Source organism: Sorangium sp. So ce1504 (genome assembly GCF_051521635.1).
GTDB lineage: Bacteria > Myxococcota_A > Polyangia > Polyangiales > Polyangiaceae > Sorangium > Sorangium cellulosum_B.
In genome coordinates this window covers 7,043,771-7,067,748 of record NZ_CP150365.1, presented here as the reverse complement: position 1 = coordinate 7,067,748, position 23,978 = coordinate 7,043,771, and the positions used below count along the sequence as shown (strand labels likewise).

General features: G+C 70.8%; 21 protein-coding genes. 17 read left to right on the top strand and 4 right to left on the bottom strand.

The annotated features are described in order from the left end of the window. The first annotated feature begins 3 nt into the window (after positions 1–3). The 3 genes from WMF39_RS26570 to WMF39_RS26560 are packed head-to-tail and all read left to right on the top strand — an operon-like array spanning position 4 to position 4,290. On the top strand, positions 4–1,554 hold the full coding sequence (locus WMF39_RS26570; RefSeq protein WP_437739281.1) for a sensor histidine kinase: 1,551 nt from the start codon (positions 4–6) through the stop codon (positions 1,552–1,554). A gap of 15 nt (positions 1,555–1,569) precedes the next feature. Then, positions 1,570–1,767, top strand: coding sequence for a hypothetical protein (locus WMF39_RS26565; protein ID WP_437739280.1), 198 nt, complete (start codon positions 1,570–1,572; stop codon positions 1,765–1,767). Positions 1,768–1,788: 21 nt separating this feature from the next. Next, the gene (locus tag WMF39_RS26560) at positions 1,789–4,290 is read left to right on the top strand and encodes a hypothetical protein (RefSeq protein ID WP_437739279.1); all 2,502 of its coding nucleotides are present in this window, start codon (positions 1,789–1,791) and stop codon (positions 4,288–4,290) included. Positions 4,291–4,683: 393 nt separating this feature from the next. Here the strand turns inward: WMF39_RS26560 and WMF39_RS26555 are convergent, their stop codons facing one another. Then, on the bottom strand, positions 4,684–5,580 hold the full coding sequence (locus tag WMF39_RS26555; protein ID WP_437739278.1) for a GIY-YIG nuclease family protein: 897 nt from the start codon (positions 5,578–5,580) through the stop codon (positions 4,684–4,686). Positions 5,581–5,896: 316 nt separating this feature from the next. On the opposite strand from WMF39_RS26555, the gene WMF39_RS26550 reads away from it, so the two are divergent. The 3 genes from WMF39_RS26550 (at position 5,897) to WMF39_RS26540 (ending at position 8,976) form a co-directional block, all read left to right on the top strand. Then, the gene (locus tag WMF39_RS26550; protein WP_437739277.1) at positions 5,897–7,018 is read left to right on the top strand and encodes a hypothetical protein; all 1,122 of its coding nucleotides are present in this window, start codon (positions 5,897–5,899) and stop codon (positions 7,016–7,018) included. A 235-nt stretch (positions 7,019–7,253) separates the two neighbouring features. Then, positions 7,254–7,871, top strand: coding sequence for a JAB domain-containing protein (locus tag WMF39_RS26545; RefSeq protein ID WP_437739276.1), 618 nt, complete (start codon positions 7,254–7,256; stop codon positions 7,869–7,871). Between the two features lie 268 nt (positions 7,872–8,139). Next, entirely contained in the window at positions 8,140–8,976 is an 837-nt protein-coding gene (locus WMF39_RS26540) for a hypothetical protein (protein WP_437739275.1), read from the top strand. Positions 8,977–9,827: 851 nt separating this feature from the next. On the opposite strand, the gene WMF39_RS26535 is transcribed toward WMF39_RS26540, so the two are convergent. Beyond that, positions 9,828–10,253, bottom strand: coding sequence for a DUF6968 family protein (locus WMF39_RS26535; RefSeq protein ID WP_437739274.1), 426 nt, complete (start codon positions 10,251–10,253; stop codon positions 9,828–9,830). A 717-nt stretch (positions 10,254–10,970) separates the two neighbouring features. Here WMF39_RS26535 and WMF39_RS26530 point away from each other — a divergent pair. The 7 genes from WMF39_RS26530 (at position 10,971) to WMF39_RS26500 (ending at position 18,749) form a co-directional block, all read left to right on the top strand. Beyond that, entirely contained in the window at positions 10,971–11,342 is a 372-nt protein-coding gene (locus WMF39_RS26530) for a hypothetical protein (RefSeq protein ID WP_437307435.1), read from the top strand. Beyond that, positions 11,339–12,838: an IS21 family transposase gene (gene istA, locus WMF39_RS26525; RefSeq protein WP_437739273.1), complete on the top strand. Its 1,500-nt coding sequence runs from the start codon at positions 11,339–11,341 to the stop codon at positions 12,836–12,838. Before WMF39_RS26530 ends, istA begins: the two co-directional genes overlap by 4 nt. Beyond that, positions 12,825–13,625, top strand: coding sequence for an IS21-like element helper ATPase IstB (gene istB / locus WMF39_RS26520; RefSeq protein WP_437739272.1), 801 nt, complete (start codon positions 12,825–12,827; stop codon positions 13,623–13,625). Before istA ends, istB begins: the two co-directional genes overlap by 14 nt. A 386-nt stretch (positions 13,626–14,011) precedes the next feature. Continuing rightward, a complete protein-coding gene (locus tag WMF39_RS26515; protein ID WP_437739271.1) occupies positions 14,012–14,398 on the top strand; it encodes a VOC family protein in 387 nt (128 codons plus the stop codon). 339 nt (positions 14,399–14,737) lie between these two features. Beyond that, positions 14,738–15,571, top strand: coding sequence for a TetR/AcrR family transcriptional regulator (locus tag WMF39_RS26510; protein WP_437739270.1), 834 nt, complete (start codon positions 14,738–14,740; stop codon positions 15,569–15,571). After that, positions 15,568–18,261: a PEP/pyruvate-binding domain-containing protein gene (locus WMF39_RS26505; RefSeq protein ID WP_437739269.1), complete on the top strand. Its 2,694-nt coding sequence runs from the start codon at positions 15,568–15,570 to the stop codon at positions 18,259–18,261. Before WMF39_RS26510 ends, WMF39_RS26505 begins: the two co-directional genes overlap by 4 nt. Continuing rightward, entirely contained in the window at positions 18,258–18,749 is a 492-nt protein-coding gene (locus WMF39_RS26500) for a permease (RefSeq protein WP_437739268.1), read from the top strand. Before WMF39_RS26505 ends, WMF39_RS26500 begins: the two co-directional genes overlap by 4 nt. Positions 18,750–18,890: 141 nt before the next feature. Here WMF39_RS26500 and WMF39_RS26495 read toward each other — a convergent pair whose 3' ends face one another. After that, positions 18,891–19,250 (bottom strand): hypothetical protein, encoded by a 360-nt coding sequence (locus WMF39_RS26495; protein ID WP_437739267.1) that lies wholly within the window; start codon positions 19,248–19,250, stop codon positions 18,891–18,893. 245 nt (positions 19,251–19,495) lie between these two features. Between WMF39_RS26495 and WMF39_RS26490 the strand changes: the two genes are divergently transcribed. The 3 genes from WMF39_RS26490 (at position 19,496) to WMF39_RS26480 (ending at position 22,786) form a co-directional block, all read left to right on the top strand. Beyond that, the gene (locus WMF39_RS26490) at positions 19,496–21,031 is read left to right on the top strand and encodes a sialate O-acetylesterase (RefSeq protein ID WP_437739266.1); all 1,536 of its coding nucleotides are present in this window, start codon (positions 19,496–19,498) and stop codon (positions 21,029–21,031) included. A 106-nt stretch (positions 21,032–21,137) separates the two neighbouring features. Further along, positions 21,138–21,713, top strand: coding sequence for a TetR/AcrR family transcriptional regulator (locus tag WMF39_RS26485; protein WP_437739265.1), 576 nt, complete (start codon positions 21,138–21,140; stop codon positions 21,711–21,713). After that, on the top strand, positions 21,710–22,786 hold the full coding sequence (locus tag WMF39_RS26480) for an MBL fold metallo-hydrolase (protein ID WP_437739264.1): 1,077 nt from the start codon (positions 21,710–21,712) through the stop codon (positions 22,784–22,786). The genes WMF39_RS26485 and WMF39_RS26480 overlap by 4 nt, the downstream gene beginning before the upstream one ends. A gap of 39 nt (positions 22,787–22,825) precedes the next feature. Here WMF39_RS26480 and WMF39_RS26475 read toward each other — a convergent pair whose 3' ends face one another. Then, positions 22,826–23,218, bottom strand: a complete 393-nt coding sequence (locus WMF39_RS26475; RefSeq protein ID WP_437739263.1) for an MAPEG family protein — start codon at positions 23,216–23,218, stop codon at positions 22,826–22,828. Between the two features lie 288 nt (positions 23,219–23,506). Between WMF39_RS26475 and WMF39_RS26470 the strand changes: the two genes are divergently transcribed. Next, positions 23,507–23,971: a DUF1348 family protein gene (locus WMF39_RS26470; protein WP_437739262.1), complete on the top strand. Its 465-nt coding sequence runs from the start codon at positions 23,507–23,509 to the stop codon at positions 23,969–23,971. The last annotated feature ends 7 nt before the right edge of the window (positions 23,972–23,978 follow it).

Below are 23,978 nucleotides of genomic sequence, written 5' to 3'. Positions count from 1 at the left end.
GCGATGCCGGGCCCCACGATGATCGAGCGCCTGCGCTGGGAGCTCGGCCGGATCCGCGTCCGGCTGCTGGTCGTGAACCTGGTGGTGCTGCTCGTGCCGGTGGCGGGGCTCGAGTTCGCGCGCCTCTACGAGCGGCAGCTCCTCGGCTCGCTGGAGCGCGACATGGCGAACCAGGCGGTCCTGGTCGCCGCGATGCTCGCGTCGGATCTCGATCGAGGGATCGAGCTCGACGCGCCCGAGCACGGCGACATCTTGACCCAGGCCGCGAGGCTCACGCGCACGCGCGTCCGGATCCTCGACAGGGCGGGCGCTGTCGTCGCCGACTCGCACGAGAACGGCCCGCCCGAGGGGCCCGAGCCAGCGGCCCCCGCGCTCATGCCGACGCGCGGCCATCGCCCGAGCTCGGCGGACTTCCGGGAGCTCGCCGACAACGTGCGGCCGATCGGAAAGGGCGCGCGCGAGGGCTGGTCCGAGGTCCCGGATCGTCCGGAGGTGCGCGAGGCGCTCGCCGGGCGCCGCGCGGCGCGGACGCGTGTCCGGCAGCAGGAGCTGGCGGTGTTCCTGTTCCTGGCCGAGCCGATCCGGCGGGGCGGCGAGGTGCTCGGCGCGGTGTACGTTGTCCGCTCGACGCAGCCGGTGCTTGTCGAGCTGCACCGGATCCGCTCCGGGCTCATCCGGGTCCTCGTGGTCGCGAGCGTGTTCACGGGCCTCGTCACGCTGGCGCTCGCGTGGTCGATCTCGAGGCCGCTCGGCAAGCTGTCGCGCGCGGCGAAGCGCATCGCGGCCGGCGAGCGCGACGTCGTGGTGCCCGTGTCCGGGAGCGGCGAGATCCGCGAGCTCGGCGAGTCATTCGCCGCGATGAACGAGCGGCTGGGGGCGCGGCTGCGCTACATCTCGGATTTTGCGGCCGATGTGGCGCACGAGTTCAAGTCGCCGCTGACGTCGATCCGGGGCGCCGCCGAGCTGCTCGACGAGGGGGCGGCGGACGATCTCGAGGCGCGGCGGCGCTTCCTGCGGAACATCGAGCTCGACGTGGCGCGGCTCGACCGGCTCGTGTCGAGGCTGCTGGAGCTGAGCCGGATCGAGGCCTCGAGCGAGGCGATGACGGTGCTCGATCTGGAGGCGCTCGTGGCGCGCGTGGTGGAGCGGCGCGCGGGCCCGGGGCAGCCGGTGCTGCTGCGGTACGAGATGCGGACACGGCTGCTCCGGGCGCGGCAGACGGACCTGGAGACGGCGCTCTTGAACCTGGTCGACAACGCGGTGAAGTTCTCGCCGCCGGGGGAGCCGGTGGTGGTGACCGTCGAGGGCGGGGAGGGGCGGGAAGGCGAGAGGACGGCGAGGATCTCGGTGCGCGACCGGGGGCCGGGGGTGCCGCCGCAGCACCTGCCGAGGATCTTCGACAGGTTCTTCACGACCGACGAGGGCCGCGACGGGACGGGGCTGGGGCTGGCCATCGTGAAGAGCGTCGTCGAGGCGCACGGCGGGGCGGTGACGGTGGAGAGCGCGCCGGGGGAGGGGGCGAGCTTCGTGGTGGAGCTGCCGGTGAGGCAGTGAGGAGGCGAGGAAGGGATGCACGGCAAGCGCGATAAGGCCGTCTCGGCGGGCGCGGTGGTTCAGCGCCGATATGACGAGATCGGGAATCTCCTCTCCTACGCCGATTTGCGCGGCGCGACGACCCGGGGGGCTTCTGGCGGCAATCGCTACTATGATGATCAGGGCAACTACATCGGCCAGCGCGACAAGCATAACAAGCACAAGAAGAAGTAACTGCGCGGGACGGAGTCGCTGATGGAGACGTCGCCCGGGAAAGATGTGCTGGCACGCTCGCTCGACGAGTGGCGCCTCGCGGATGTGTCCTTCGAAGAGGCCGACTCCGAGCGAGCGCGCGCCGGGGCGATGCTGCGGCAGCTCCAGGCGAGGGAGATCGTGGATCGCACGTACTGGGCCGAAAACGATGTCCCGTTCAGCCTGCGTGTGAAAGCGGTGGAGACCGGGCTGTGGAGCGCGGAGGAAGCGATCGATGGGCTTCGGCGCATCGACTTCGTGGGCCGTCACGTGTTCGTCTTCCACCACCTTCGGGTGTTTCCCGATGCCTCGCTTCGCGCCGTGCTCGCGCTTGTACGGCAGCCGCAGCCCGGCGATGGCGCGGAGTGGTTCGCCGACGAGGCGGCGCTGGCCGCGGTCGCGGTGCGCCTTGCGCGCGCCGGGCAGCACGACGCGGCGCTCGACGCGATCCGCGCTCTGAGTGCGCGCCGCGGCGAGGCGCTGCGCTCTTGTGCGCCGTATCTCTCCGAGGCGGCGATCACGCGCGCCATCTCGGAGCTCGAGGCGTGGCTCCCCGGGGCGGAGCCGGTCGTGGCGTTCCTCGCGGGGTGCGATTTGCTGCCGCTCGTGCCGGCCCGAGATCGCGAGCGGGCGCGCGGCGAGATCGTCCGGCTGCGCGCGGCCTTGGAGGCCAAGGAGGCGGAAGACGGGTCGTTCTACGGGTTCTCGGCGCGCAAACGCGCTGCAGAAGCGTTCGTGGTCGCGGGGATGCTCGAGGCGTCGGAGGCCGAGTGCCAGGGGCTCGACAACGTCGATGATCTGCTGCCCGTGGCGCGAGAGCTTCCGGGCGAGTCGCGCGCGCGGATCGCGCGGATCGCGCTGGAGCGCGCTCGAACGAGCCGGTACCTGGCTGCGGCGCTCGCGGACACGGTGGCGGTGTGCCCGGCGCTCGCGGACGAGGCGATCGCGTGCGCGCGCGGTGAGGCCAACCCGGTCACCGCGGCAGACGCCCTCCTGCGCGTCGCGGCGCATCTCGGAGAGCCGCGCGCGTCGGCGCTGTTCCACGAGGCGTTTCGCCGGATCGAGCCGCTCGGCGACGCCGCTTCGGACGCGCTCGAGTGGGTCGCGGACTGGGCCGCGGATCACGGACCGTCGCTCACCGAGCGCGAGCGCGAGGTGCTGGGCGAGCGGGTGGCGCAGGCGGTGAGGGAGGCCGAGGAGCGTGGGGCGCCCCTCCCCGTCGAAGCGGCGGAGTCGCGGCTCGGACAGCTGCTCTTCGGCCCGAAGCATGCCGATAGGATCCGCACGGACAGAGGCTTCGAATCGGTGCTGGAATTCGCCGAGCACTACGCCGCCGGCGACCACCTGGCGCTTGTAATCGAGTTCGTACGCTCGCTCCAGGGCGAGCGACGCGCCCGGCTCGCCCGGGCGCTGCTCCAGAGTGGCGAGGAGCTCTACGACTCCCCTGGATTTGCCGAGCTGTTCTCCCCCGAGGAGCAACGCGAGCACCTGCGGGCGGTGCTCGCGCGCCGTGAGCGGCCGGCCGACGTGGAGATCCTCTACACGCTGGGGCGCGCTGCGCGGCTCGCCGCCGGCGCGCCCCGCGGCGTTCTCCTCTCGCTCTACCTCGACGAGGTGCGGGAGCGCGGTGGGCGCGTGCGTCTGAGAGGGCTCTTCACCGCGGCATCGCTCGCCGAGGGCGACCAGCGCGCGGCGCTTGTGGACGAGGTGTTGGCGGAGGTGGAGACGTGCGACCACCTCAGCGAGGAGGATCGCGTCGAGGCGATCGCCGCGGTGATGCCGCTGGTCCCGGCGGCGCGCGTCGTGGAGCTCGCCGGGCGGGTGCTCGATGCCGTCGCGGAGGGGCAGATCGGCAGGACGCAGGCAGGTGATCGGTTGATGGCCATTCCGGATCCGGCTTGGGACGTGCTGCCGGCGTCCCGGTGGAAGCCGGCCTTGCGCTGGGCACTGGAGGAAGGGGCGGAGTTCTTCGATTGGACATCCTGGCGGCAGAAGACCTTGCCACGCGAGGTCCGCGCCTTGCTCGATGTGCATGCCAGCGCGTCGTCGCCCGCGTGTGAGGGCGGAGACGACGCCTCGCCGAGCGCTGCCGAACCCGATGCCGGGGGCGCGGGAGGGGAGATGTCGCCCGAACAGCGGCTCCGCAGGTGGGCCAGCGAGGCGGCGTCGCTGGTCGAGGCCGAACGCACGACCCTCGCGCCGGAGATCGATGCTGCGGTGCGCGCGATCCTGGCACAGCCGGACGTGGAGGACGGCGTGCTCCGCGACACCCTGGCGAGCCTGCCCGACGCCGCGCTCCGGGCGATCTGGTCGGTGCGCGCGCGCGCCGACGCGTGGCGACGGACCATCGACATCAGCGATCCCGCGCTGTTCGCCTACCTGCCGTCGGAGCACTACCTCCACGCCGAGGCCGTCCTCCAGCTCATCCTGCGGCTCGGTGGCTCCACGGCGCTCTGCGACTTCGTGCGCATGCTCGTCGGCCTTCGACACGAGTCTGCTGCTTGATGTCCCCGATCCCGAGGTGCCGCCGCGCTTTCTGCGGGATATCGAGCTCGACGTGACGCGGCTCGACCGGCTCGTGTCGAGGCTCTTGGAGCTGAGCCGGATCGAGGCATCGAGCGAGGACGACCGACGAGGGCCGCGACGGGACGAGGCTCGGGCTCGCTATCGTGAAGAGCGTCGTCACGGCGCACTTCGAGGCGGTGACCGTGGAGAGCGCGCCAGGGGGGGCGAGCTTGATGGATCTGCCGGTGCGGCAGTGGGGAGAGGAGCGCTCCGAGTTGCTCTCCTTTGGACAATTGGGGTCTTCTCAGGGGCATGAGCCCAGCGTTCGCGTGCTCCCGAGTCCCCGCGCCACGAGGAGGCTTAGATCCTTCTGCGCTCTCGGCAGGCAGTCCTCTAATCCGCTTCCGAAATCGAGCTAGAAGGGATACGGCGCGCCTGCTCCTCCTCGATCTCTTTCAGGGTTTGTCCTTCCTGAGTCTTCCAGCAGACGCGCCCGTTTGCTGCATTTCCATATACAACCGCGGCTGCGGCGCTCGCGCTTGAAAATAGTGTATCGGATGCAAATTGGAGCACCTCACCGCGCTTGATGAGTTTTCCGGCCTTGATCAGGCCTTCCTTGAGTGCAGCATAGCCGCTCGGTCGGATGCTGTCATGTACCTGTGTTAGCGCGGTTGAGTCTTTGAGCACCACGAAGCCATCGTCTGTCACCGCACCGATCGCATTTGCGCCCTTGACGGAGTAGAACAGTCGGACGAGCTGTGAGCTCTGGCTGCTCGGTTGGTCGATGATGGGATCCAAAATTCTATGGCCGAGGGCACCCAGTAGAATTCTGGCATTGTTGAGGTACTCTTCCATCGCGTCCTTGTCCGCGCGCGGTAGGACGACAGGTGTCTCATTCTTCTGGTTGATGATGCGGTAGCGAACGGCGGCTTTGGCTAGCTGGATGATGCGTGCTTCGAGGTACTTGATGTGAGCCTTGGTCAGGTTTTCGTCCTTGCTCGTGAATATTATCACCTCTTGCCAGAAATCTTTGCCCGAAAGGTGCGCCTTGATGCGCTCGGCGGCGACTTCAGCTTCGCCGATGTATGCGTCTCTTTGTGCGATGTTCTCGCTGCCTATCAAGAAGTAGACGCCTGGGCGATGAACGGCCGTTTCCCACTGTGCGAGTTCGGCTGCGCGGTTGCGAGGGCATAGTAGGGCCTGGCCGGTCCAGTTCACCAGTTCCGCATGGCGAATACCGGACACTTCACCGCCTTCTAGATAGATTCTGATGCTCCTGCCCAGCGCCATCCGGTCTGCCTCCGAGAGTGGGCGAGTGTAGCGCAGAAGTGCGTCCTGATGCATGAATTTGTACGATGTATCGGAGCCATCCCGGGGCGGCTGCGAGGTCGACGAGCGCGTCCGTGAGTGCGCCGCTTGCAGGTGCGAGGCGCCGACCGAACCGAACCAAACCGAGGCGCAGCGCCTTCAGATGTTGTGTCAGGGGGTAGGTGATGGTGGTTCTTGGTTCATGGCGCGGCCTGAGGGGGACCTGCGCCAGGGAACATCAGTGATTGCCGACGATTCGATGTGCGGCGCGAACTCTCCGCATGTATCCTCCGTCACAATGGTTGAAACCCTCTTCGGACATCTCGCCACGAGGTTCGGTCCTCACCCGGAAAACCTTGCAACCGAGGCGCTTGGCTACATTCTCCGACGCTCGCCCCCTGCTCGCGAAGCTGTGCGGGATCTCCTGCGCGACGTCGGGATTCCCGTCGCCTCTTCGCTGATTTACCGGAACCAGGTCCCTGGTGAAGATGACGCACAGCCTGATCTCGTGGGCTTCGATGACAAGGGGAGGCAGCATCTCATCATCGAGGCGAAGTTCTGGGCTGGGCTGACCGGGCACCAGCCTACTACCTATCTCAAGCGCATCTCGTGCGATCAGGGCGCCCTCGTTTTCATTGTCCCCGCCGCCCGTGTCACGCTGATCTGGGGCGAGCTCCTGCGGCGGTGCCATGACGCTAAGCTCGACGTGCAGGACGGCAAGACCAGCATCGCAGACGTCCGGCTGGCGCTCGCGGGCGGCAGCAGGCTCGTGCTGGTGAGCTGGCGCGCGCTCCTCGATCCGATCGGCGTTCGGGTAGAGACGGCCGGCGACCAACGTGCGCGCGAGGACCTCGTACAGCTACGGGGCCTTTGCGAACGCATGGATGCCGAGGCCTTCCTCCCGGTCACGGCCGAGGAGCTCACCACGCAGATATACCGGCGCGTCATCGAGTTCGGACGCCTCGTCGACGAGGTCTGCACGGCGCTCAAGGATCGAGGTATCGCGAGCACGAATGGTCTTCGCGCCATCGCAGGCAACGGGTACTCCGGGCGCTACCTCCGGCTGAGAGGCGTGGGCTGCTTCCTCGCCTGTGACATCCGAAAGTGGATGAAGTTCGCCCCGACGCCGCTCTGGCTCTCCGTCTACGGCGTGCGATGGGAAAAGAGCGATGCCTCGGCGGCTCGACGCGCGCTCGCTCCGCTCGAATCCGCGACGCCCCCGCGCATGTTCATGGCGGGCGACGGATTTCCGACCGTGGCGCTCCAGGTGTCGGTCGGAGCCGAGCGCGATACCGTGGTGAAGGGCCTCATTGAGCAGATGCTCGTGGTCGTCGACTTGTTGGCACCGCTGGGGTCCGTCGAGCAGCCCGCCGGAGGCGAGAAGGATACACCGCCGGACCATACGTCGCTCGAGGCGTGAGCGTAGGCGGCGTGTGCGTGATGCCGACCGAGCACGTCAAGAGTGGTCCACCTGGGCCATTGCGCTAACACGATCTATACGTTGTTTTATTTCGGCACATCCGAAGGTACGACGTCCGCATGCGTCGCACACTCCCCGAGCTCGGGCAGAGTCCCCGTTTATCCCGCTCCCGCCATCGCCGCGCTCACCAGGCGCTCGCGCCGGTGGACCGCCCTCCTTCACGCGGAGGTGCCCGATGAAGCTCGCTCCCGTCGATGTCCCCGCGATGCCCGACGCGGCCCTGCTGGATCTCCTGCTCGGCCTGCCCGACGCGGACCGCCGCGTGCTCCCGGCCGAGGACCTCCCGGCGCTCGCCCGCCTTTCCCCCGTCGCGCTGGCGGAGCGCGCCGAGGTCGCCCTCCAGGCGGCGACCCGCCTCGCGGCCGCCTTCGAGCTCGGCCGGCGCCTTCACGCCGCGCGCTCGCGCCGCTCGCAGCGCCTGCGGCGCCCGCGCGACGTCGCCCGCTTCTTCCACGCGACGCTCGCGCCGCTCGTCCACGAGGAGGTCTGGATCGTCGCGCTCGACGTGCACGACCGCGCCCGCGGCGCCCGCATGATCAGCCGCGGCGGCCTCCTCTCCGCGTCCGTGCGTCCCGCCGATGTCCTTCGCGCCGCCCTCGAGCTCGGCGCTGTCACGTTCGTGATGGCCCACAACCACCCGGGCGGCGACCCCGCGCCGTCCGCCGATGACGTGCTGCTCACCCAGGAGATCGAGCGCGCCGCGCACCTGATCGACGTACCCCTTCGCGACCACGTCATCGTGACGCCTGTCGGGCGCTTCTCCTCCGTCTTCCGGGCTGGCTCGCCCCGCTGAACCAAGGCACCTGGCGAAGCGGCGCGTCCGCCGCGACTGCCAGATCAGTGCCAACCACTCTATCCCCGCACATCTCTCGATCTTCTCTCCCTCCCTTCCCGCGCTATTGCTCACGAACAGCAGGAATTCGACACCGCACCTTCTTCTGTAAATCTCCCTCCCGTCAAAATATCCCTGGACAACCATCTTCATTTCATCGATAGAGCACGATGGCCCGTCTGGCATTCCAGCGCAATCCCGCGCTCCTGCCGCGGACGAGGGTGATCTCATGAGCAAATACACCGCATCGGAAGTGATCCAGCTCCCCCGCTTCACGGCCGTGGGGGCGATGGCGCTCGGCGAGCAGCTGATCACGGCGGCGAAGCCTGCCAAGAAGCAGCTCGTGAAGGGCGTCGCGCGGGTGCTCGCCGCGCTGGCCTCGCGCCACGACGATCTCGCGTCGGCGCTGCGCGATCAGGTGTCGCTTTCGGAGGGAGGGGAGGCGAGCGAGGACGCGGTCCAGTGCGATCGCATCCTCGACAATTGCTGGAGCGGGCTTCATGACTTCCTGACCGCGTACACCAAGCTGCCGCCTGGCGCGCCCGAGCCCTCCGAGGCGAGCGCGCTGAAGGCGGCGCTCTTCACCGGAGGGCTCAAGTTCCTCCAGCTCACGTATGTCCTGGAGTGGTCCGAGAGCGAGCTCCGGATCCAGCGCATCCGCAAGAGCGGCCTCGACGCACGCATCGAGGCGCTCGGCGGCAAGCGCTTCCTCTCCGCCCTGGAGGCCGCGCACGCCGCGTACGGCAAGGCGCTCGGCGTCACCGCGCCCGCGGCCACGGCCGCGGCGGCGCCGCCCAGCGTGCGCGACGCGCTCGCCGCATTCACCGAGGCGCTGCGCGCCTACGTGATCAAGGTGATGGGCTCCGTGGAGCCGGACGAGCCGGAGACGCAGGAGCTCGCCGACAGGCTGCTCGCGCCGCTCGCGAGCTGGAGCGTCGGCTCGAGCGGCCGCGGCGCGCCCCGGAAGAACGACAAGCCCGAGGGCGACACCGCAGCGCCCGCCCCGCCCGGCGTTCCCCTCCAGCCCGGCGCGCAGACGGCCGCGCCCGCGCCCGCCGATAGCTGATCCCCGCTGCCTGACGCGCACCGCCGGCACCGCGATCTCCTCCCGCCTCGTCCCCTCCTCGTGACCCCGTCCCGGGGCCAAGACCCCGCAGATCCCTCTGTACGCTCCGGACGGCGTGGCCGTCGCCGCCGCCCGCCGGTGCCCATCCTCGTCCTCCGGCCCATCCCGGAGCGACCAGCGCCACACCCTGTGCCGCGTCGGCCTCGATCTGTGCCAGATCAGGGGGGTCCGACACTGGCTCAACCGCAATACATTGCGACACACCGGGGTCCGGACCCCTCCGAGGCGCTCCACAGAGCGTCTCACCAGGGTCAAGTTGTGTCAAATATCGCTGTTCATCTCGTTTTTCTGTGCCATCGACCCCCGGATCCGCAGCTTATTGTGCCAGATGGAGGGGTCCGGACCCCTCCGGACCGCAATGAAGAGCGCCTGCCGGGGTGCCGGACCCCCTTCGGACCGCAACGCAGAGAGCCCGCGTGGGCGCCGGACCCCTCCGGATCGCAGCGCAGAGCGGCCGCTGGCCGACCGCCCATCGCCTCGGGCGTCGAGGCACGCCGAGGCCCGACCCAGGTTGAGGCCCGACCCAGGTTGAGGCACCGCCACCGCCGCCGCCGCCCACCGAGGTTGAGGTTCCGGAGGTTCCGCCGCCGCCACCGCCGCCGCCCACCGAGGTTGAGGTTCCGAGGTTGAGGTCCCGACCTGTCCGATGCTCCGGTCGCCCGCCTTCGCCAGCCGTACCGTCTTCGCCTTGAACTCGGGCGTGACCGCCCTCCGCGTTCTCCGTCCCATCCCTACCTCCCGGTGCCATAGGGGGGGCCGCGGAAGCGGGGGAGCACCAGACCCAGCGAGCCTCAACGCCCGCGCTCCCTCCGCGCGCGCTCCTTGAGAACCGCAGCCACTATCTCGCCCACGCGCTCCGTTTCATCATCTACGAGCTTTTCCAGTCTGCGCTGAAACCAGAGCCCGAACGGACCATCGATAGGAAGCGGCAGCCCGATGTCTCCGGGCTCCTGACCCAGCCATGTGATCGGCAGCCCGCATCTCTCTAGCGCGTGTCGCGCATACCGCATGGCACTTTGGATTGCCTGGACGGCGTCGACCCCTTCGGCATACTGGATGTCCGGCTCCAGCCCATCAAGAAAAACAGGGCACGTCCACGAGCCGCTGGGCGAGGCCGGTTGTATTGGTTCGCCGATCTTCAGAACGATCTCGCGATCTGGTTCACCTTCGACGCCATACCGACGAACGGCTATGACCTTGTATTTTCGTCGAGCCACCCACGCAGGATAGCTAAACCCCGTCGTTGATGCCCGACCCAGGTTGAGGCACCGCCGCTGCCGCTCACCGGGGTTGAGGTTCCCGATCTCGGCGCCGCCGCGCGGCAACGATCGCGCGCCGAGCTGGCTTGCCTGTTGATGGCCCCCCCGATCCGCAGATTTCTGCCCCTCACCTCGTGACGCCTGGGGCGAGCGCGGGCGGCCGGGAAGTTCGCCAGCGCGAGGCGCGGCGGTAGAGATCGAGCCCAAGCGGTGCGCCGGAAAGAAGAAGGCCCTGGGTAGCGACCAGGGCCTTCCGGGGATCGGCGACAGACCGATGTTCGGCCTGTCTCGCACGACCCTGGCATCGAGGGCAACTTCCCGGCGCGCTGGTCCGGGGACTCGTGCAAGACAGCTTCCGGCTCGCCCGTTGCGGGCTCTGCGCCGTGATCTTCTTCGTCTGCGGCCGGTGTGATCGAGGGCAGCTCTACTGCGGCAGCGGTTGCCGCGACGCAGCTCGCCAGCGGGCGCAGCGCGCCGCTCGGCTGCGGCACCAGCGCTCCCACGAGGGGCGGCTCGATCACCGCGATCGCCAGCGTGTCTACCGCGCCCGACGGGGCCGGCGCGTGATGGATAGGGGTTCCGACAACTTGCCCGCATCCGCCAGCGTGTGCCCGCGGATCGGCGCGCCGACATCGAAGGACGACGTGGCCGTCGCCGGCCCGCAGGAGTCGAAGGATGGACGAGCTCGTGATGACGATCTCCGCGACGCCGCAGGAGACGCGGGTGCTGCTGACGCAGGGGCCCGACGAGGTGATGAAGGCCCGGCTGCGGTCGGTGGCCACGCCGGCGCACCGGTTCGCCGGGCCGATGCTGTGCGAGTCAATGGCGCTCTGGCACGACCAGAGAGTCCGTGCTGTCGTTTCTGCGGAGTCCGAGGACATCTTATTCGCGCTGGGTTTGTGCGACGGCCTCGGCGTCGCGCGCGCGACGCTGCACTACGTGGTCGAGCCTCTCTTCATGGACGCCCCGCCCCGCCGCGGGCAACGGCTGCCGGGACTCGGTAACTTCCGTGGCGAGCATCGCCTTCGCAGGAGCCTCGGTCGATGACGATCGATGAGGCCAAGGAGGCGGAGATCCGCCGCCTGCACTTCGCCGAGCACTGGAAGATCGGCACCATCGCGACGCAGCTCGGCCTGCACCACGGCGCCGTCGAGCGCGTGCTCGGCCTCGGCAAGGCGGCGCGCTCGCGGCCCGCCGTTCGCGACGCGGAGGCCGCGGTGAGCGAGGTGCCTTTGCCGCTGCGCGGCTACGAGGCCTTCGTCCTCGAGACGCTGACACAGTATCCTCGGCTCCGCGCCACGCGCCTGTACGACATGCTGGTGGAGCGCGGCTACGAGGGCAGTGTGCGCACGGTGCGACGGCATGTTCGGCTCGTCCGCCCGGCGCCGAAGAGCGAGGCGTTCCTCCGCGTCGAGCCGCTCATCGCCGAGCAGGCCCAGGTCGACTGGGCTTACGTCGGCAAGCTGCGCGTCGCGGGCGGCACGCGTCAACTCTGGGCCTTCGTCATGGTCCTGTCGTACTCGCGCGCGATCTGGGGTGAGCTCGTGCTCGGCCTGTCCGCGAGCTCGCTTCGCCGCTCGCTCGTGCGCGCGTGCCGCTACTTCGGCGGCGCGACGAGGCAATGGCTCTTCGACAATCCCAAGACCGTTGTCCTCGAGCGCCACGGCGACGCCGTGCGCTTCCACCCGGACCTGCTCGCGCTTGCCGGTCAGCTCTGCGTCGCGCCGCGGCTCTGCGCCGTGCGCAAACCGCAGCAAAAGGGCAAGGTCGAGCGAGCGATTCGCTTCCTGCGCGACCGCTTCTTCGCCGCGCGCACGATTCGTGATCTCGATCGTGGCAACGCCGAGCTGCTCGTCTTCCTCGACGAGATCGCCAACGTGCGCCCACACCCGCGATGGCCTGAGCGGCGCGTCGACCAGGTGCTCGCGGAGGAGAGGACGCGGCTGCTCGCGCTGCCCGAGCCGCTGCCGGAGACGGACCTCGTCGAGCCCGTGCCCGTCGACAAAACCGCCTTCGTGCACTTCGACGGAAACCGCTACTCGGCGCCGTCGATCCACCACGGCAAGACGCTGATGCTCGTCGCCAATGACACGACCGTGCGGCTCTCGGACGGCGGCACGGAGGTCGCGCGGCACGTGCGCTGCTGGGGACGACACCAGAGCATCGAGGCGCCCGAGCACCGTGCCGAGCTGCTCGACCACAAGCGCGCCGCGCGCGAGGCCAAGGGGCGCGATCGGCTCGGCGCCGTGATCCCCGGCTTCGAGATCCTGCAAGAGCGCTGGGTGGAGGCCGGTCGCAACGTCGGCTTCATGACGGCCAAGGCCCTGCGCCTTCTCGACCTGTACGGCGTCGAGATCCTCGGCGCTGCGGCGCGCGAGGCCATCGCCCGCGGCACCCACGATCCCGGTGCCCTCGCCGTGCTCTGCGAGGAGCGCCGCCGCGCCGCCGACGGCCCTGTCCCCGTCGACATCGCTCTCGGAGCCCACGTCCCCGATCGCGACGTGATCCCCCATGACCTGGAGTCCTACGATGCCCAACGATGACGTCGCTGAGCTGGTTCGCTCCCTCGGCGTACGCGTGTCGCGCGAGGCGCTGCTCGCGCTCATCGCGCATGCCACCACGGCGCGCCTGTCGCCGGTGCAGACGTTCGAGGAGCTCGCCGCCATCGCCCACCGCGAGCGCGCCGAGCGCAACCTCGCCGCGCGCGCCAAGGCGGCGACCATCGGCACCTTCAAGCCCCTCGATCGCTTCGACTGGAACCACCCGCGCACGATCCAGCGTGAGCTCGTCGAGGAGCTCATGACGCTCGACTTCATCGCCAAGGGGCACAACGTCCTGCTCCGGGGTCCGAGCGGCGTCGGCAAGACGATGCTCGCCCAGAACCTCGGCATGCGCGCGCTCCAGCGCGGCTACACCGTGCGCTTCACGACGCTGTCGGCCGCCCTCGCCGATCTGCTCAAGCAGGAGTCGCTGCCAGCCCTCGAACGACAGCTGCGGAAATACACGGCCCCGTCGCTGCTCATTCTGGACGAGATCGGCTATCTGCCGTGCAGCCGTCAGTCCGCCGACCTGCTCTACAACATCATCAGCCGCAGGCACGAGAGCCGATCGCTCGTGCTGACGACGAATCTGCCGTTCAAGCAGTGGAGCACGGTCTTTCCGGGCGCAGCGTGCGTCTCGGCCCTGATCGACCGCTTCGTCCAGCACTGCCACATCCTCGACATCGACGCCGACTCGTGGCGGCAGAAGGAGTCGCTGGCCATGAGCGAGGCGCGACCCAAGCCGGGGCCGGAGGCCCCCGAGCCGCCCGCGGCAGCGAAGAAGCGCTGACCCGGCCGACGCCAGGTCAGATTTCCGCGGCGCCCGGGGTCAGATTTCCGCGGGCGCCGCGGTCATTGTTCTGCGGACGCGAGGGTCACGTTTCCGCGGATCTGCGTGGTAAGATTCCTGCGGATCTCCGAGGCCATCTACAGGCTTGCCCACCCCCCTCACCGGGCGAGCACGCGCGGCGCCCTCTTCGACCGCCCCGCCCGCGCGTCGATGTTTCGCCGGACGTTGCCAGGTCGCGATCGCTTCGCTATCTTCTTGCTCGCCGAAAGAGGTAGGCCGGTTCAGGCGAGCCCCGGCCACTCCCATGACGGGAGCCCATGTCCCCTCCACCACGGAGTGAGGTCCCACGGCACCTGGACGCACGTGCGTCCTCCGTGGAGGCTCCCATGCAGCTCAATCACATCGATCTCCAGGTCCCCGACGTCCTCGAAACGGCCGCGTTCTTCGAGCGGCACTTCCAGTTCGAGGTCCACGGCAACCGGCACTCGCCGGCGATCGCCATCCTCACGGGGCCCGGCGACTTCACGCTCGTCCTCCAGCGCCGGCGCGAGGCGGACGGCCCTTATCCGGAGGGCTTCCACATCGGCTTCCTCGTCGGCGACGTGGCCACCGTGTACGACAAGCACGCGGCGATCGTCGCGGCGGGCGTCGACAGCGGCCCCGTGAGCGAGAACGGCCGCGGCGTGATGTTCTATTTCAAGGCGCCCGGCGACATCCTCATCGAGGTGAGCTGCCGGCGCCGCCCGCTCCCCGCGGTGCGCGCCGACGGTTGACGGCGACGCGCCGCCGGGACGCGTGGTGATCGAGGCAGGGGGATCCCGGGATTTCGAGGACGTTCCGCCGCTTCGGTCCTTTCGCTCGTCGAATCGGGATGCGTAGAGGGCAGGCAAGATCATCGGCCGCCTGAATGCGGATCTCCGACGCGCGGCGACTCGCCATCACAGCGAGGCCCTGCCGGGTGAGCCTGGCGGGGCCTCGGTGTTTTTGTCCTTCGATCTTCTGCGGATCACCTGCGTTCCCGCCGCGTCTGCGGCCCCGTCCGCCGGGCGGTGAGACAGGGGGCGGCGCGGGCGCGTTGGAAGTGAGACACGGTGGATGATATCGGTTTCATCATGTCTCACACTCCGACGACCGATGCGCCGGATCCCGTCGACGATCGCATCGTCCGCGCCGCGGAGCGGCTGCTCCGGCGCGAGGGCCCCGGCTTCACCATGCAGCAGCTCGCGCGCACCGCGGGCGTCTCGCGGGCCACGCTCTACCGGCGGGTGCCGAGCCGCGAGGCGCTGGTGGCGCGGCTCCGCGCGCGGGCGCCCCGCGCGGAGCTCGAGCGGAGCTCGGCGCGGGCGAGGATCCTCGAGGCGGCCCGCCGGCTCGTGGCGCGGCACGGCGCCGTGGCGATCACGGTCGAGCAGATCGCGCGCGAGGCCGGCACGGGCACGGTCACGATCTACCGGACCTTCGGCGACAAGGACGGCCTGCTCCGCGCGACCTTCGACGAGCTGACCCCGCGGCGCGACGCCGCGCGGGAGCTCGCGGACCTCGACGCGCCGATCGAGCAGGCGCTCGCGCGCTTCCTCGCCACGGCGCTGCGCTTCATCGACGAGCAGCCGGGGCTGATCCGGCTCGTCGCGCTCGGCGACGACGCGGAGGCGAGCTACTTCGAGCGGCTCCGCGATCAGCAGACGTCGACCTTCGGCCGGCTCGCGCGCTACCTCGACGCGCAGGCGGCGCGCGGGCGGCTCACGCACGGCGACGCGATCGATCGGGCGGCGGCGCTCCTCGGGATGGTGATGACCGCGTCGCTCTTCCGCGCGCGCCTCGCGCGCTCGGCGGCGCGCGGGCAGCCGAGCGCGGCCGCGCACGCGCCGGCGGTCGAGGCGCGGGCGCAGGCGATCGTCGAGCTCTTCCTGCGCGGCGCGGCGCCGCGTGCGGAGGTGCGCGCGTGAGCCCGCACGATGCTTCCGCGCGCCTCGTGCTCCCCTTCGCCGAGGTCCGCGGGAAGGACCTCCCGCGCGTGGGCGGCAAGGGCGCGAACCTGGGCGCGCTCGCGGCCGCGGGCCTGCCGGTGCCGCCCGGCTTCTGCGTGACCACGGCGGCCTTCGATCGCTTCCTCGCGGGCGTGCCCGGGATCGGCGAGCTCCTCGCGGCGATCGACGCGCTCGATCCCGACGACCTCGACGCGACGCGCGCCGCGAGCCTGCGGGCGCGGGAGCAGCTCACGGCGGCGCGCATCCCGCCCGAGGTGCGCGCCGCGGTGCTCGCCGCGCTCCACGCGGCCGGCGTCGAGCACGCCTACGCCGTGCGCTCGAGCGCGACGCTCGAGGACCTGCCCGACGCCTCGTTCGCCGGGCAGCAGGACACCTTCCTCGAGGTGCGCGGCGAGGACGCGGTGCTCGATCGCGCGCGCGCCTGCTGGGCCTCGCTCTTCACCGATCGCGCCGTCGTCTACCGCCGCCGGAACGGCTACGGCTCCCGCGCGGCGCGCCTCGCGGTCGTGGTGCAGCGGATGATCCGCCCCGACGTCGCGGGGATCCTCTTCACCGCCGATCCCGTGACCGGCCACCGCGGCGTGTGCACGATCGACGCGAGCTTCGGCCTCGGCGAGGCGCTGGTCTCGGGCGTCGTCGACCCCGACGTCTACCGCGCGCGCAAGGCCGATGGCGCGCTGCTCGACGTGCGCGTGGGCGCGAAGGCGATCGCGATCGTCGCGAAGCCGGGCGGCGGGACGGAGACGCGCGAGGTGCCGCCAGAGCGGCGGGCCGGGCGCGCGCTCGACGACGCCGCGGTGGCCGCGCTCGTCGCGCTAGGGCGCCGCGTCGAGGCGCTCCAGGGTGCGCCGCAGGACCTCGAGTGGGGCGTCGAAGCCGGCGCGATCTTCCTGCTCCAGGCGCGGCCGATCACCTCGGCCTACCCGCTGCCCGCGCCGCCGCCGCGGGATCCGGCGCTGCACGTCTACGTGAGCTTCGGGCACATGCAGGTCAACACCGCGGTGATGACGCCGCTCGGCATCTCGCTCTTCCGCGCGTTCTTCCCGGTGGGGAGGCCGTCCGACGGCGCGCGCTCGGAGCTCATGGCCCACGCCGGCGGCCGCCTCTTCATCGACGTCACGCCGCTCCTCCGCCGCGCGCCGTTCACCCGGCTCCTCCCGGCGATCATCGAGAACGGGAGCTCGATGATCGCCGATCGCCTGCGCGAGGTCGCGGGGCGGCCGGCGTTCCGCGAAGGCAGGGCGGCGCCGGCGCGGCTCGGATCGCTGCTCCGCTTCCTCCTGCCGTTCGTCGCCCGCGTTGCCCGGCAGCTCATGACCGCGCGGCCCGAGGCGGCGAAGGCCGCGTGCGAGGCGGAGCTCGTGCGCCACGTCGAGGCCCACACGCGGCGCCTCGCGGAGGCCGCGCCCGGGGCGCCGCGGCTGCGTGCGGCGGAGCGGATGATCCATGAAGGATTTCCGATATTTGCGCTCCCCTTCGTCGCCTCCGGCGCGGTCGCGTGGAAGCTCCTCGGGGCGCTCTTGCGCGGGCGCGTCCCGAGATCGACGATCGACGTGATCGGCCGCGGGCTCGAGGGCAACGTCACGACCGAGATGGACCTCGCGCTCGGCGATATCGCCGACCTCGCGCGCGCCGCGCCCGCCGTGGCCGAGCACCTCCAGCGCGCCGATCCGCGGACGGCGATCGACGCGCTGCGCGGGACGCCGGAAGCTGCGCCCTTCCTCACCGCATGGGATCACTTCCTCACCCGCTACGGGCACCGCGCCGCGGGCGAGATCGACGCGGGCGTGCCGCGCTGGTCCGAGGACCCGTCGACCCTGGTCACGAGCCTCGCGGGGATGCTGTACGAGGGCGCCTCGGGGACGCACCGGCAGCGCTTCGCCGCGGCCCGGCGCGAGGCGGAGGAGGCGATCACCGCGATCCTCGACGCCGCGGGCCTGGGGCCGCTGGGGGCGCCGCGGCGGGCCTTCGCGCGCGGGCTCATCCGCCGCGCGCGCGTGTACCTCTCGCTCCGCGAGCACCCCAAGTTCTTCATGATGCAGCTCTTCGATCGGGGGCGGCGCGCGGCGCGCGAGGCGGGCGCGATCGCGGTGGAGCGCGGCCTCCTCGCGTCGATCGACGACACCTGGATGCTGGAGCTCGACGAGCTCACGTCCGCGCTCGAGGGCGGCGCGGTCGCGGAGCAGCTCCAGGCCACGGTCGTGGAGCGCCGCGCCGCGCTCGCCCGCCATGCGCGGATGAGCCCGCCGCCGGTGATCACCAGCGAGGGCGAGGCCGTGGTCGCGCGCCGCGATCGCCGGGATCTGCCGGCGGGCGCGCTCGCGGGTGTGCCCGTCTCCGCGGGCGTGGTCGAGGGCGTCGCGCGCGTCGTGCGCGACCCGACGCGCGAGGTGCTGCGCGCGGGCGAGATCCTGGTCGCGCCGTTCACCGACCCCGGCTGGACGCCGTTGTTCCTCCACGCCGCGGGCCTGGTGATGGAGGTCGGCGGGCTGATGACCCACGGCTCGGTGGTCGCGCGCGAGTACGGGATCCCCGCGGTCGTCGGCGTCGAGACGGCGACGACCGCGATCTGGAGCGGCGCGCGGATCCGCGTCGACGGCGATCAGGGGCACGTCGTGATCCTCGACGACGCGGCGGGGCACTCGTGAAGGCCGCGCTCGGGTTCATGGGGGCGACGCTGCTCGTCCTCGTCGCCCTGGTGATCCAGCGCGGGGTCGCCTCCGAGGCGGCGCGCGCGGCGGGCAGCCAGGCCCGGCAGATCGCGCCCGCGCTGGTGATCGGGATCGTGATGGCCGGCTGCCTCGAGGCGCTCCTGCCGAAGGCGTGGATCGAGCGCTGGCTCTCGGACGCGGCGGGGCTGCGGGGGATCCTGGTCGCGTGGATCGCGGGCGCGCTCACGCCGAGCGGGAGCATCGTGGGGCTGCCGCTCGCGGCGGGCTCGTTCCGCGCGGGCGTGGGCGCGCCGGTGCTCGTGACCTACCTCGTCTCGCTCTCGACGCTGTCGGCGCTGCGGCTGCCGATCGAGATCGGCTTCATCGGCGGGCGGCTCGCGGCGCTGCGCTTCGCCGCCTCCCTCGTGCTGCCGCCGATCGCCGGGGTGGTGACGCGCGGGCTCGTGCTGCTTCTGCGGGGCTGAGCGTCAACGTCGTCAACGCCGGAGGAAGCCGCGGATCACATCGAGGAAGACCTGCGGTGAGTTCGTACATCGCCGTTGGTGATGGAAGACGACGCTGGATCGCAGTTGGCGCGGCCGCGCTGGGCTTGGCTTCGTCGATCCTCATGCGTAGAAGAGCGGCCAGAGGGACCTCGCCGGCAGGCGCCCCAGGCCGTAATGACCTGGCACGGATTGCTCGCGGCGGATTCCCACCGCCGTCTCGAAGACGGCGCCATCCCCCTCTTTCAGCCACGCCTCGAGCGCAGGCTGGATGTTTTTCATGAACGTGAGGTGATTGTCGTTCGAGAGGTGCTTCGTGGTGGTTCGATAATGCTTGGCCACGAAGCGGCGCTCGCGAGGATCGCTGCTCCCGGCGTGAGACGCGAGCACTTTCAGGTGGCCGCCGAGCGAGGAGATCGAGTGGGTCCGCTGCTCGAGCTCCGACAGCTTCGCGAGCACCTCCTTCCGGAGCCCGTTCGGCACGGCGCCCTCGAGCTCGAGCCAATAACCGGAGTCGACGTCAAGGACGTGCCACCGAGGTTGACGCCCCGAGGTTGACGCCCCCGGCGGAGCCTCCGACCGAGGTTGAGGTCTCCATTAACTGAATCGGTTCAGTTTTTCTGCGCCTCCGTGCTATGGCCGGTCGTGGTTTCCACCACGCGGCCTGACGATCGACGCTCCGGGCCGCGCGATCACCCGGCCCGCTCGTGCAGCGGCAAGGAGCCAACATGCGACAATCTTCGTTCTTGAGCCTCGGTTCGTCAGGCACTCTCGCTCTCCTCCTCGCGGCGTTCGGATGCGACTCGTCGGACGGGACGTCCTCTGGCGCCGGCGGTCACGGCGCCGGCGGTCAGGGCGCGACGAGCAGCGCGAGCGGCTCCGGCGGCGCCGGCGGTCAGGGCGCGACGGGCAGCGCGAGCGGCACCGGCGGCGCGGCGGGCACCGGCGGCGCCGGCGAAGGGGGCGGCGGCGCGGCAGGCGCTGGCGGCGCTGGCGAAGGGGGCGGCGGCGCGCCGCCGGCGCCGCTCTGGGACTGGAGCGGCATCGTCGGCACGGGACAGAGCCTCTCGGTCGGCGCGGAGGGCACGCCGCCCCGCACCACGACGCAGCGCTTTCACAACCTCAAGCTGTCCCTCGGGAACGCGAGCGTGCCCCCCTTCGATGCGGCGAGCACGGCCCTCTCCCTGGTGCCGCTCGTCGAGCCGATCCGCGGGTTCGCGACGACCTACCCCAGCGCTTACCCGAAGAACATCTATGGCGAGACGCCGCACACGGCCATGGCCGACCAGATCTCGTCCCTCGCGGAGGCATCCGCCGGCGGCGACCACGTCACGGTGCACACCGTCGTCGGCGAGAGCGGGCAGCCCATGAGCGTCCTCCGGAAGGGCGCCACCCAGACGGCCACGGGCGACACGTCGATGGGCCGCGCCTACGCGGCGACGCTGTTCGAGGCGGAGGCCATCGCGCGCCTCGCCAGGGAGGCCGGCAAGACATACGGCGTCGGCGCCATCGTGATCACGCACGGCGAGTCCGACGCCGGCAGCGCGACCTACGAGGATGAACTGGTAAAGCTGTGGTCCGACTACAACCAGGATCTCCTCCGGATCACCGGCCAGTCGCGGAGCATCCCCCTGCTCGTGTCCCAGCAGAACTCGGTGCACACCGACGCCGGCACGCGGTCGACGTCGACGCAGGCGCAGTGGCGCGTGGGCGTCGATCACCCGGGCGATATCGTCTGCTCGGGTCCGAAGTACCAGTATCCGTATGCCAACGATCACATCCACCTGAACGCGAACGGCTACCAGCAGCTCGGCGAGAAATTCGGCCAGATCTACTTCGAGAAGGTCGTCCTCGGGAAGGACTGGCAGCCGCTCCAGCCGACGCGCGTCGAGCGCAGCGGCGACGTCGTCACCGTGCATTTCCATGTCCCTGTGCCGCCGCTCGCCTGGGACAGCGCGCTGCCGTCTCCCCACCAGACCGCGTTCACGGAGTGGGCGCAGGGCCGCGGCTTCGAGCTCTGGAGCGGCAACTCCCGGATTCCGATCAGCGGCGTGGAGATCTCCGGCGATTCGGTGCAGATCACCGCGCGGAACCTCCCCGCGTCCGGCGTGATGGTCGGCTATGCGATGACGACCGACGGGACGTCGATGACGGGCGGCACGATCCGCTGGGGTCAGCTGCGCGACTCCGATCCGTTCGTCGGCTCGACGACGGGCAAGGCCCAGCCGAACTACAGCGTGGCGTTCGAGATGAACGTCCCCTGACGGGCCGCTCCGGCGCGGCGTTCCGATCGGAGAGCCTGCGGGCGGCGGTCCGCAGGCGCCTCTCCGCGCGCTTGACAAGACAGACCTGTCTGTCTAGAACAGCGTCGTGCGGGACGCCAGGCGCCACATCCTCGAGGTCGCGGAGCGCCTCTTCTACGCCGAGGGGTATCGCGCCGTCGGCGTCGATCGTTTGATCGCCGAGGCGGACGTCGCCAAGGCCACCTTCTACCGCCACTTCCCGACGAAGGACGACCTGCTCGTGGCGGTGCTGGACGCGCGCGACGCGCGCTTTCGCGAGTGGCTGGCCGGGCGCGTCGAGGCGGTCGCGGACGATCCGCGGGACCGGCCGCTCGCGGTCTTCGACGCGCTCGCCGAGCTGTTCGCCGCGGACGACTTTCGCGGCTGCGCGTTCCTCAACACGATGGTCGAGGTCGCGAGCCGGAGCCACCCAGCGCACGAGGCCGCGCAGCGCCACAAGCAGCGGCTCATCGACTATTTCGAGCGGCTCTTGCGCGAGGCCGGCGTGCCTTCGGCCAGCGCGCTGGCGCCGCAGATCCTGCTGCTGATCGACGGCGCGATCGTGACCGCCGTCCGCGAAGGGGGACCGGGCGCCGCCGCGCGCGCGCGGTCCCTCGCCGAGAACCTCATTGCAACAGCGCGGCCAGGAAGGCGACGACGATGAACCGCATCACGGGTGTCCCGAGCAGGTGGAATGGACGTGCCGAGCAGCTCCCGCAGCCCGCCGGGGCCGAGCCCGGCGCAGGCGCGCCCTCGATGGGTCGCCCGCGCAGGCCGCGGGCGCCCGTGGGCTCGGTGGTCGCCGCGCTGCTCGCGCTCTCCCTGACGGCCTGTGCTTCGCCGGACCGCGGCGGAGCCAGCGCGCCGCCGGCCGGCGCGGCCGCCGCGACCGCGCCGCCGGCCGGCGAAGCCGCCGCGGCCGAGGCCTCGAGCGGGCGCCTCCAGTGGCGCGGCGGCCCGACGGCGATCCTCGAGCGCGACGGCCTCCGGCTGCTCACCGATCCCGTCCTTGGCCCGCGCGGCCCAGCGGCGTTCGTGCTCCCCAAGCACCCGTCGACCGGCGTCGAGAACGCGCCGGTCGCCCGCTACACCGATCCTCCGGCGGAGCCGCTCGGGCACCTCGACGTCATCCTCCTCAGCCACAACCATGCTGACCATTTCGACGCCGTCGCGAGGGAGACGCTCCCGAAGGACGTCACCTTCGTCCTCCCTCCCGACGCGGTCGGCGCGGCGCGCGCCGCCGGATTCACGAAGCTGACGCCGCTCGATTGGGACAACGAGGCCGTGCTCCCGACCCGCGCCGGCCGCCTGAGGATCCTCGCCGTCCCGGCGAACCACTCCCACGATGCGGCGCTCGACGCGACGCTCGGCAAGGGCAACGGCTATGTGCTCCGCTGGGAGGGCGCGGCGCCCTATTCGGTCTACTGGACCGGCGATTCGGTCTTCACCGAGCCGATGCGCGCGGTGGCGGCCCGCTTCGCGCCCATCGATCTCTGGCTCCCGCACCTCGGCGCGGTCGGCGTCGACGGCGCGCGCGGCCTCCGCACGATGGACGCGGAGGAGGCGGTCGCCGCCGCCGCGCTGCTCCGCGCCCGCCACGTGATCCCCATCCACCACACAACGTTCGCCCATTACCGCGAGCCCGTGACGGCGTTCACCCAGCGCGCCGCCTCGAAGAACCTGCCCGCGCAGGTCCACGTCCCGACGGACGGCGCGTGGATGCCCCTGCCGCGCTGAGCCTGCCACGGCGCCCCCGCCGCGCCGGCGCTGCGGCGTTCAGACCAGCCACTCCAGGAGGAAGAGGCCCACGGTGGCGGCGAAGCCGATGATCCAGACAGCGGTCCGGGCAGAGGCCTTGTCGCCGATGTACATGACCAGATAGAGAACGCGCGCGGCGACGTGGGTGACGGCGAGGATGGCGCTCCAGCGAGCGTCGGCGCCCGCGAGGTGGGCCGTGAAGACGGCGGCGGCGAAGGGCGCAAACCCCTCGAAGGCGTTCTGGTGGGCGGCGAGGGCGCGGCGCCCGACGCCGGTTAGCTTGGCCTGCTGGTCGCGCGGGTTGCGGTTGTCCAGGCCCTCGGGCTGCTGTGACTGCGCCCTGGCGACGAACAGGCGGGCCACGTAGATCAAGAGAAGTGAGATGAAGACGCACGTCAACGGAATGGTCATCGGATCCCTCTCGAGCACACAGGCTCCTCGGAGCGCGGAGCGACTCTAACGAGCTCCCGCCGCCGGCGCGAGCGCCAAGCGTCGTGACCCGCTCCCACGGCGCCTGCACCGGAGCGGGCAGGGCGGTCCCGCGGGGCGGCGCGCTCGAGCGACGGACGCGCGCCGATGGCAGGACGGGAGCGGCCGGTCCGCGGTACGGCCCTGGGGAGCTTCGCGTGAAAAGGGGTTGCCGGGGATGGGAGATTCGAGGAAGGTTCGTTCAGGTGCACCTTGAGCGAAGATCCTGTCGTGTCGCGCCCGCCGCTGCCGCCCTTCACTACAGAGACCGCCGCCCGGAAAGCGCGGCTGGCGGAGGACGCCTGGAACAGTCGGGATCCCGCGCGCGTGGCTCAGGCCTACACGGTCGATAGCCGCTGGCGGAACCGGGCGGAGTTCTTCCAGGGGCGCGCGGCGATCGAGGCGTTTCTGCACCGCAAATGGCAGCGGGAGCTGGACTACCGCCTGATCAAGGAGGTCTGGGCGTTCACCGGGGACCGGATCGCGGTGCGCTTCGCCTATGAATGGCACGACGACAGCGGCAACTGGTACCGGTCCCATGGCAACGAGCAGTGGGAGTTCGATGCGCAGGGGCTGATGCGGCGGCGCGAGGCGAGCATCAATGACGTGCGGATCGCGGCGGAGGAGCGGAAGCTCCACTGGCCGCTCGGGCGGCGACCCGACGAGCATCCGGGGCTGAGCGAGCTCAGCTTGTAGCGATGCC

Excerpts from the sequence above, each read along its gene's own strand:
- WMF39_RS26555 (WP_437739278.1), bottom strand. The coding sequence starts at position 5,580 with ATGGCGCTGGGCAGGAGCATCAGAATCTATCTAGAAGGCGGTGAAGTG.
- istB (WP_437739272.1), top strand. The coding sequence starts at position 12,825 with ATGCCCAACGATGACGTCGCTGAGCTGGTTCGCTCCCTCGGCGTACGC.
- WMF39_RS26530 (WP_437307435.1), top strand. The coding sequence starts at position 10,971 with ATGGACGAGCTCGTGATGACGATCTCCGCGACGCCGCAGGAGACGCGG.
- istA (WP_437739273.1), top strand. The coding sequence starts at position 11,339 with ATGACGATCGATGAGGCCAAGGAGGCGGAGATCCGCCGCCTGCACTTC.
- WMF39_RS26570 (WP_437739281.1), top strand. The coding sequence starts at position 4 with ATGCCGGGCCCCACGATGATCGAGCGCCTGCGCTGGGAGCTCGGCCGG.
- WMF39_RS26540 (WP_437739275.1), top strand. The coding sequence starts at position 8,140 with ATGAGCAAATACACCGCATCGGAAGTGATCCAGCTCCCCCGCTTCACG.
- WMF39_RS26480 (WP_437739264.1), top strand. The coding sequence starts at position 21,710 with ATGAACCGCATCACGGGTGTCCCGAGCAGGTGGAATGGACGTGCCGAG.
- WMF39_RS26510 (WP_437739270.1), top strand. The coding sequence starts at position 14,738 with ATGTCTCACACTCCGACGACCGATGCGCCGGATCCCGTCGACGATCGC.
- WMF39_RS26515 (WP_437739271.1), top strand. The coding sequence starts at position 14,012 with ATGCAGCTCAATCACATCGATCTCCAGGTCCCCGACGTCCTCGAAACG.
- WMF39_RS26565 (WP_437739280.1), top strand. The coding sequence starts at position 1,570 with ATGCACGGCAAGCGCGATAAGGCCGTCTCGGCGGGCGCGGTGGTTCAG.
- WMF39_RS26490 (WP_437739266.1), top strand. The coding sequence starts at position 19,496 with ATGCGACAATCTTCGTTCTTGAGCCTCGGTTCGTCAGGCACTCTCGCT.
- WMF39_RS26550 (WP_437739277.1), top strand. The coding sequence starts at position 5,897 with ATGGTTGAAACCCTCTTCGGACATCTCGCCACGAGGTTCGGTCCTCAC.
- WMF39_RS26475 (WP_437739263.1), bottom strand. The coding sequence starts at position 23,218 with ATGACCATTCCGTTGACGTGCGTCTTCATCTCACTTCTCTTGATCTAC.
- WMF39_RS26560 (WP_437739279.1), top strand. The coding sequence starts at position 1,789 with ATGGAGACGTCGCCCGGGAAAGATGTGCTGGCACGCTCGCTCGACGAG.
- WMF39_RS26545 (WP_437739276.1), top strand. The coding sequence starts at position 7,254 with ATGAAGCTCGCTCCCGTCGATGTCCCCGCGATGCCCGACGCGGCCCTG.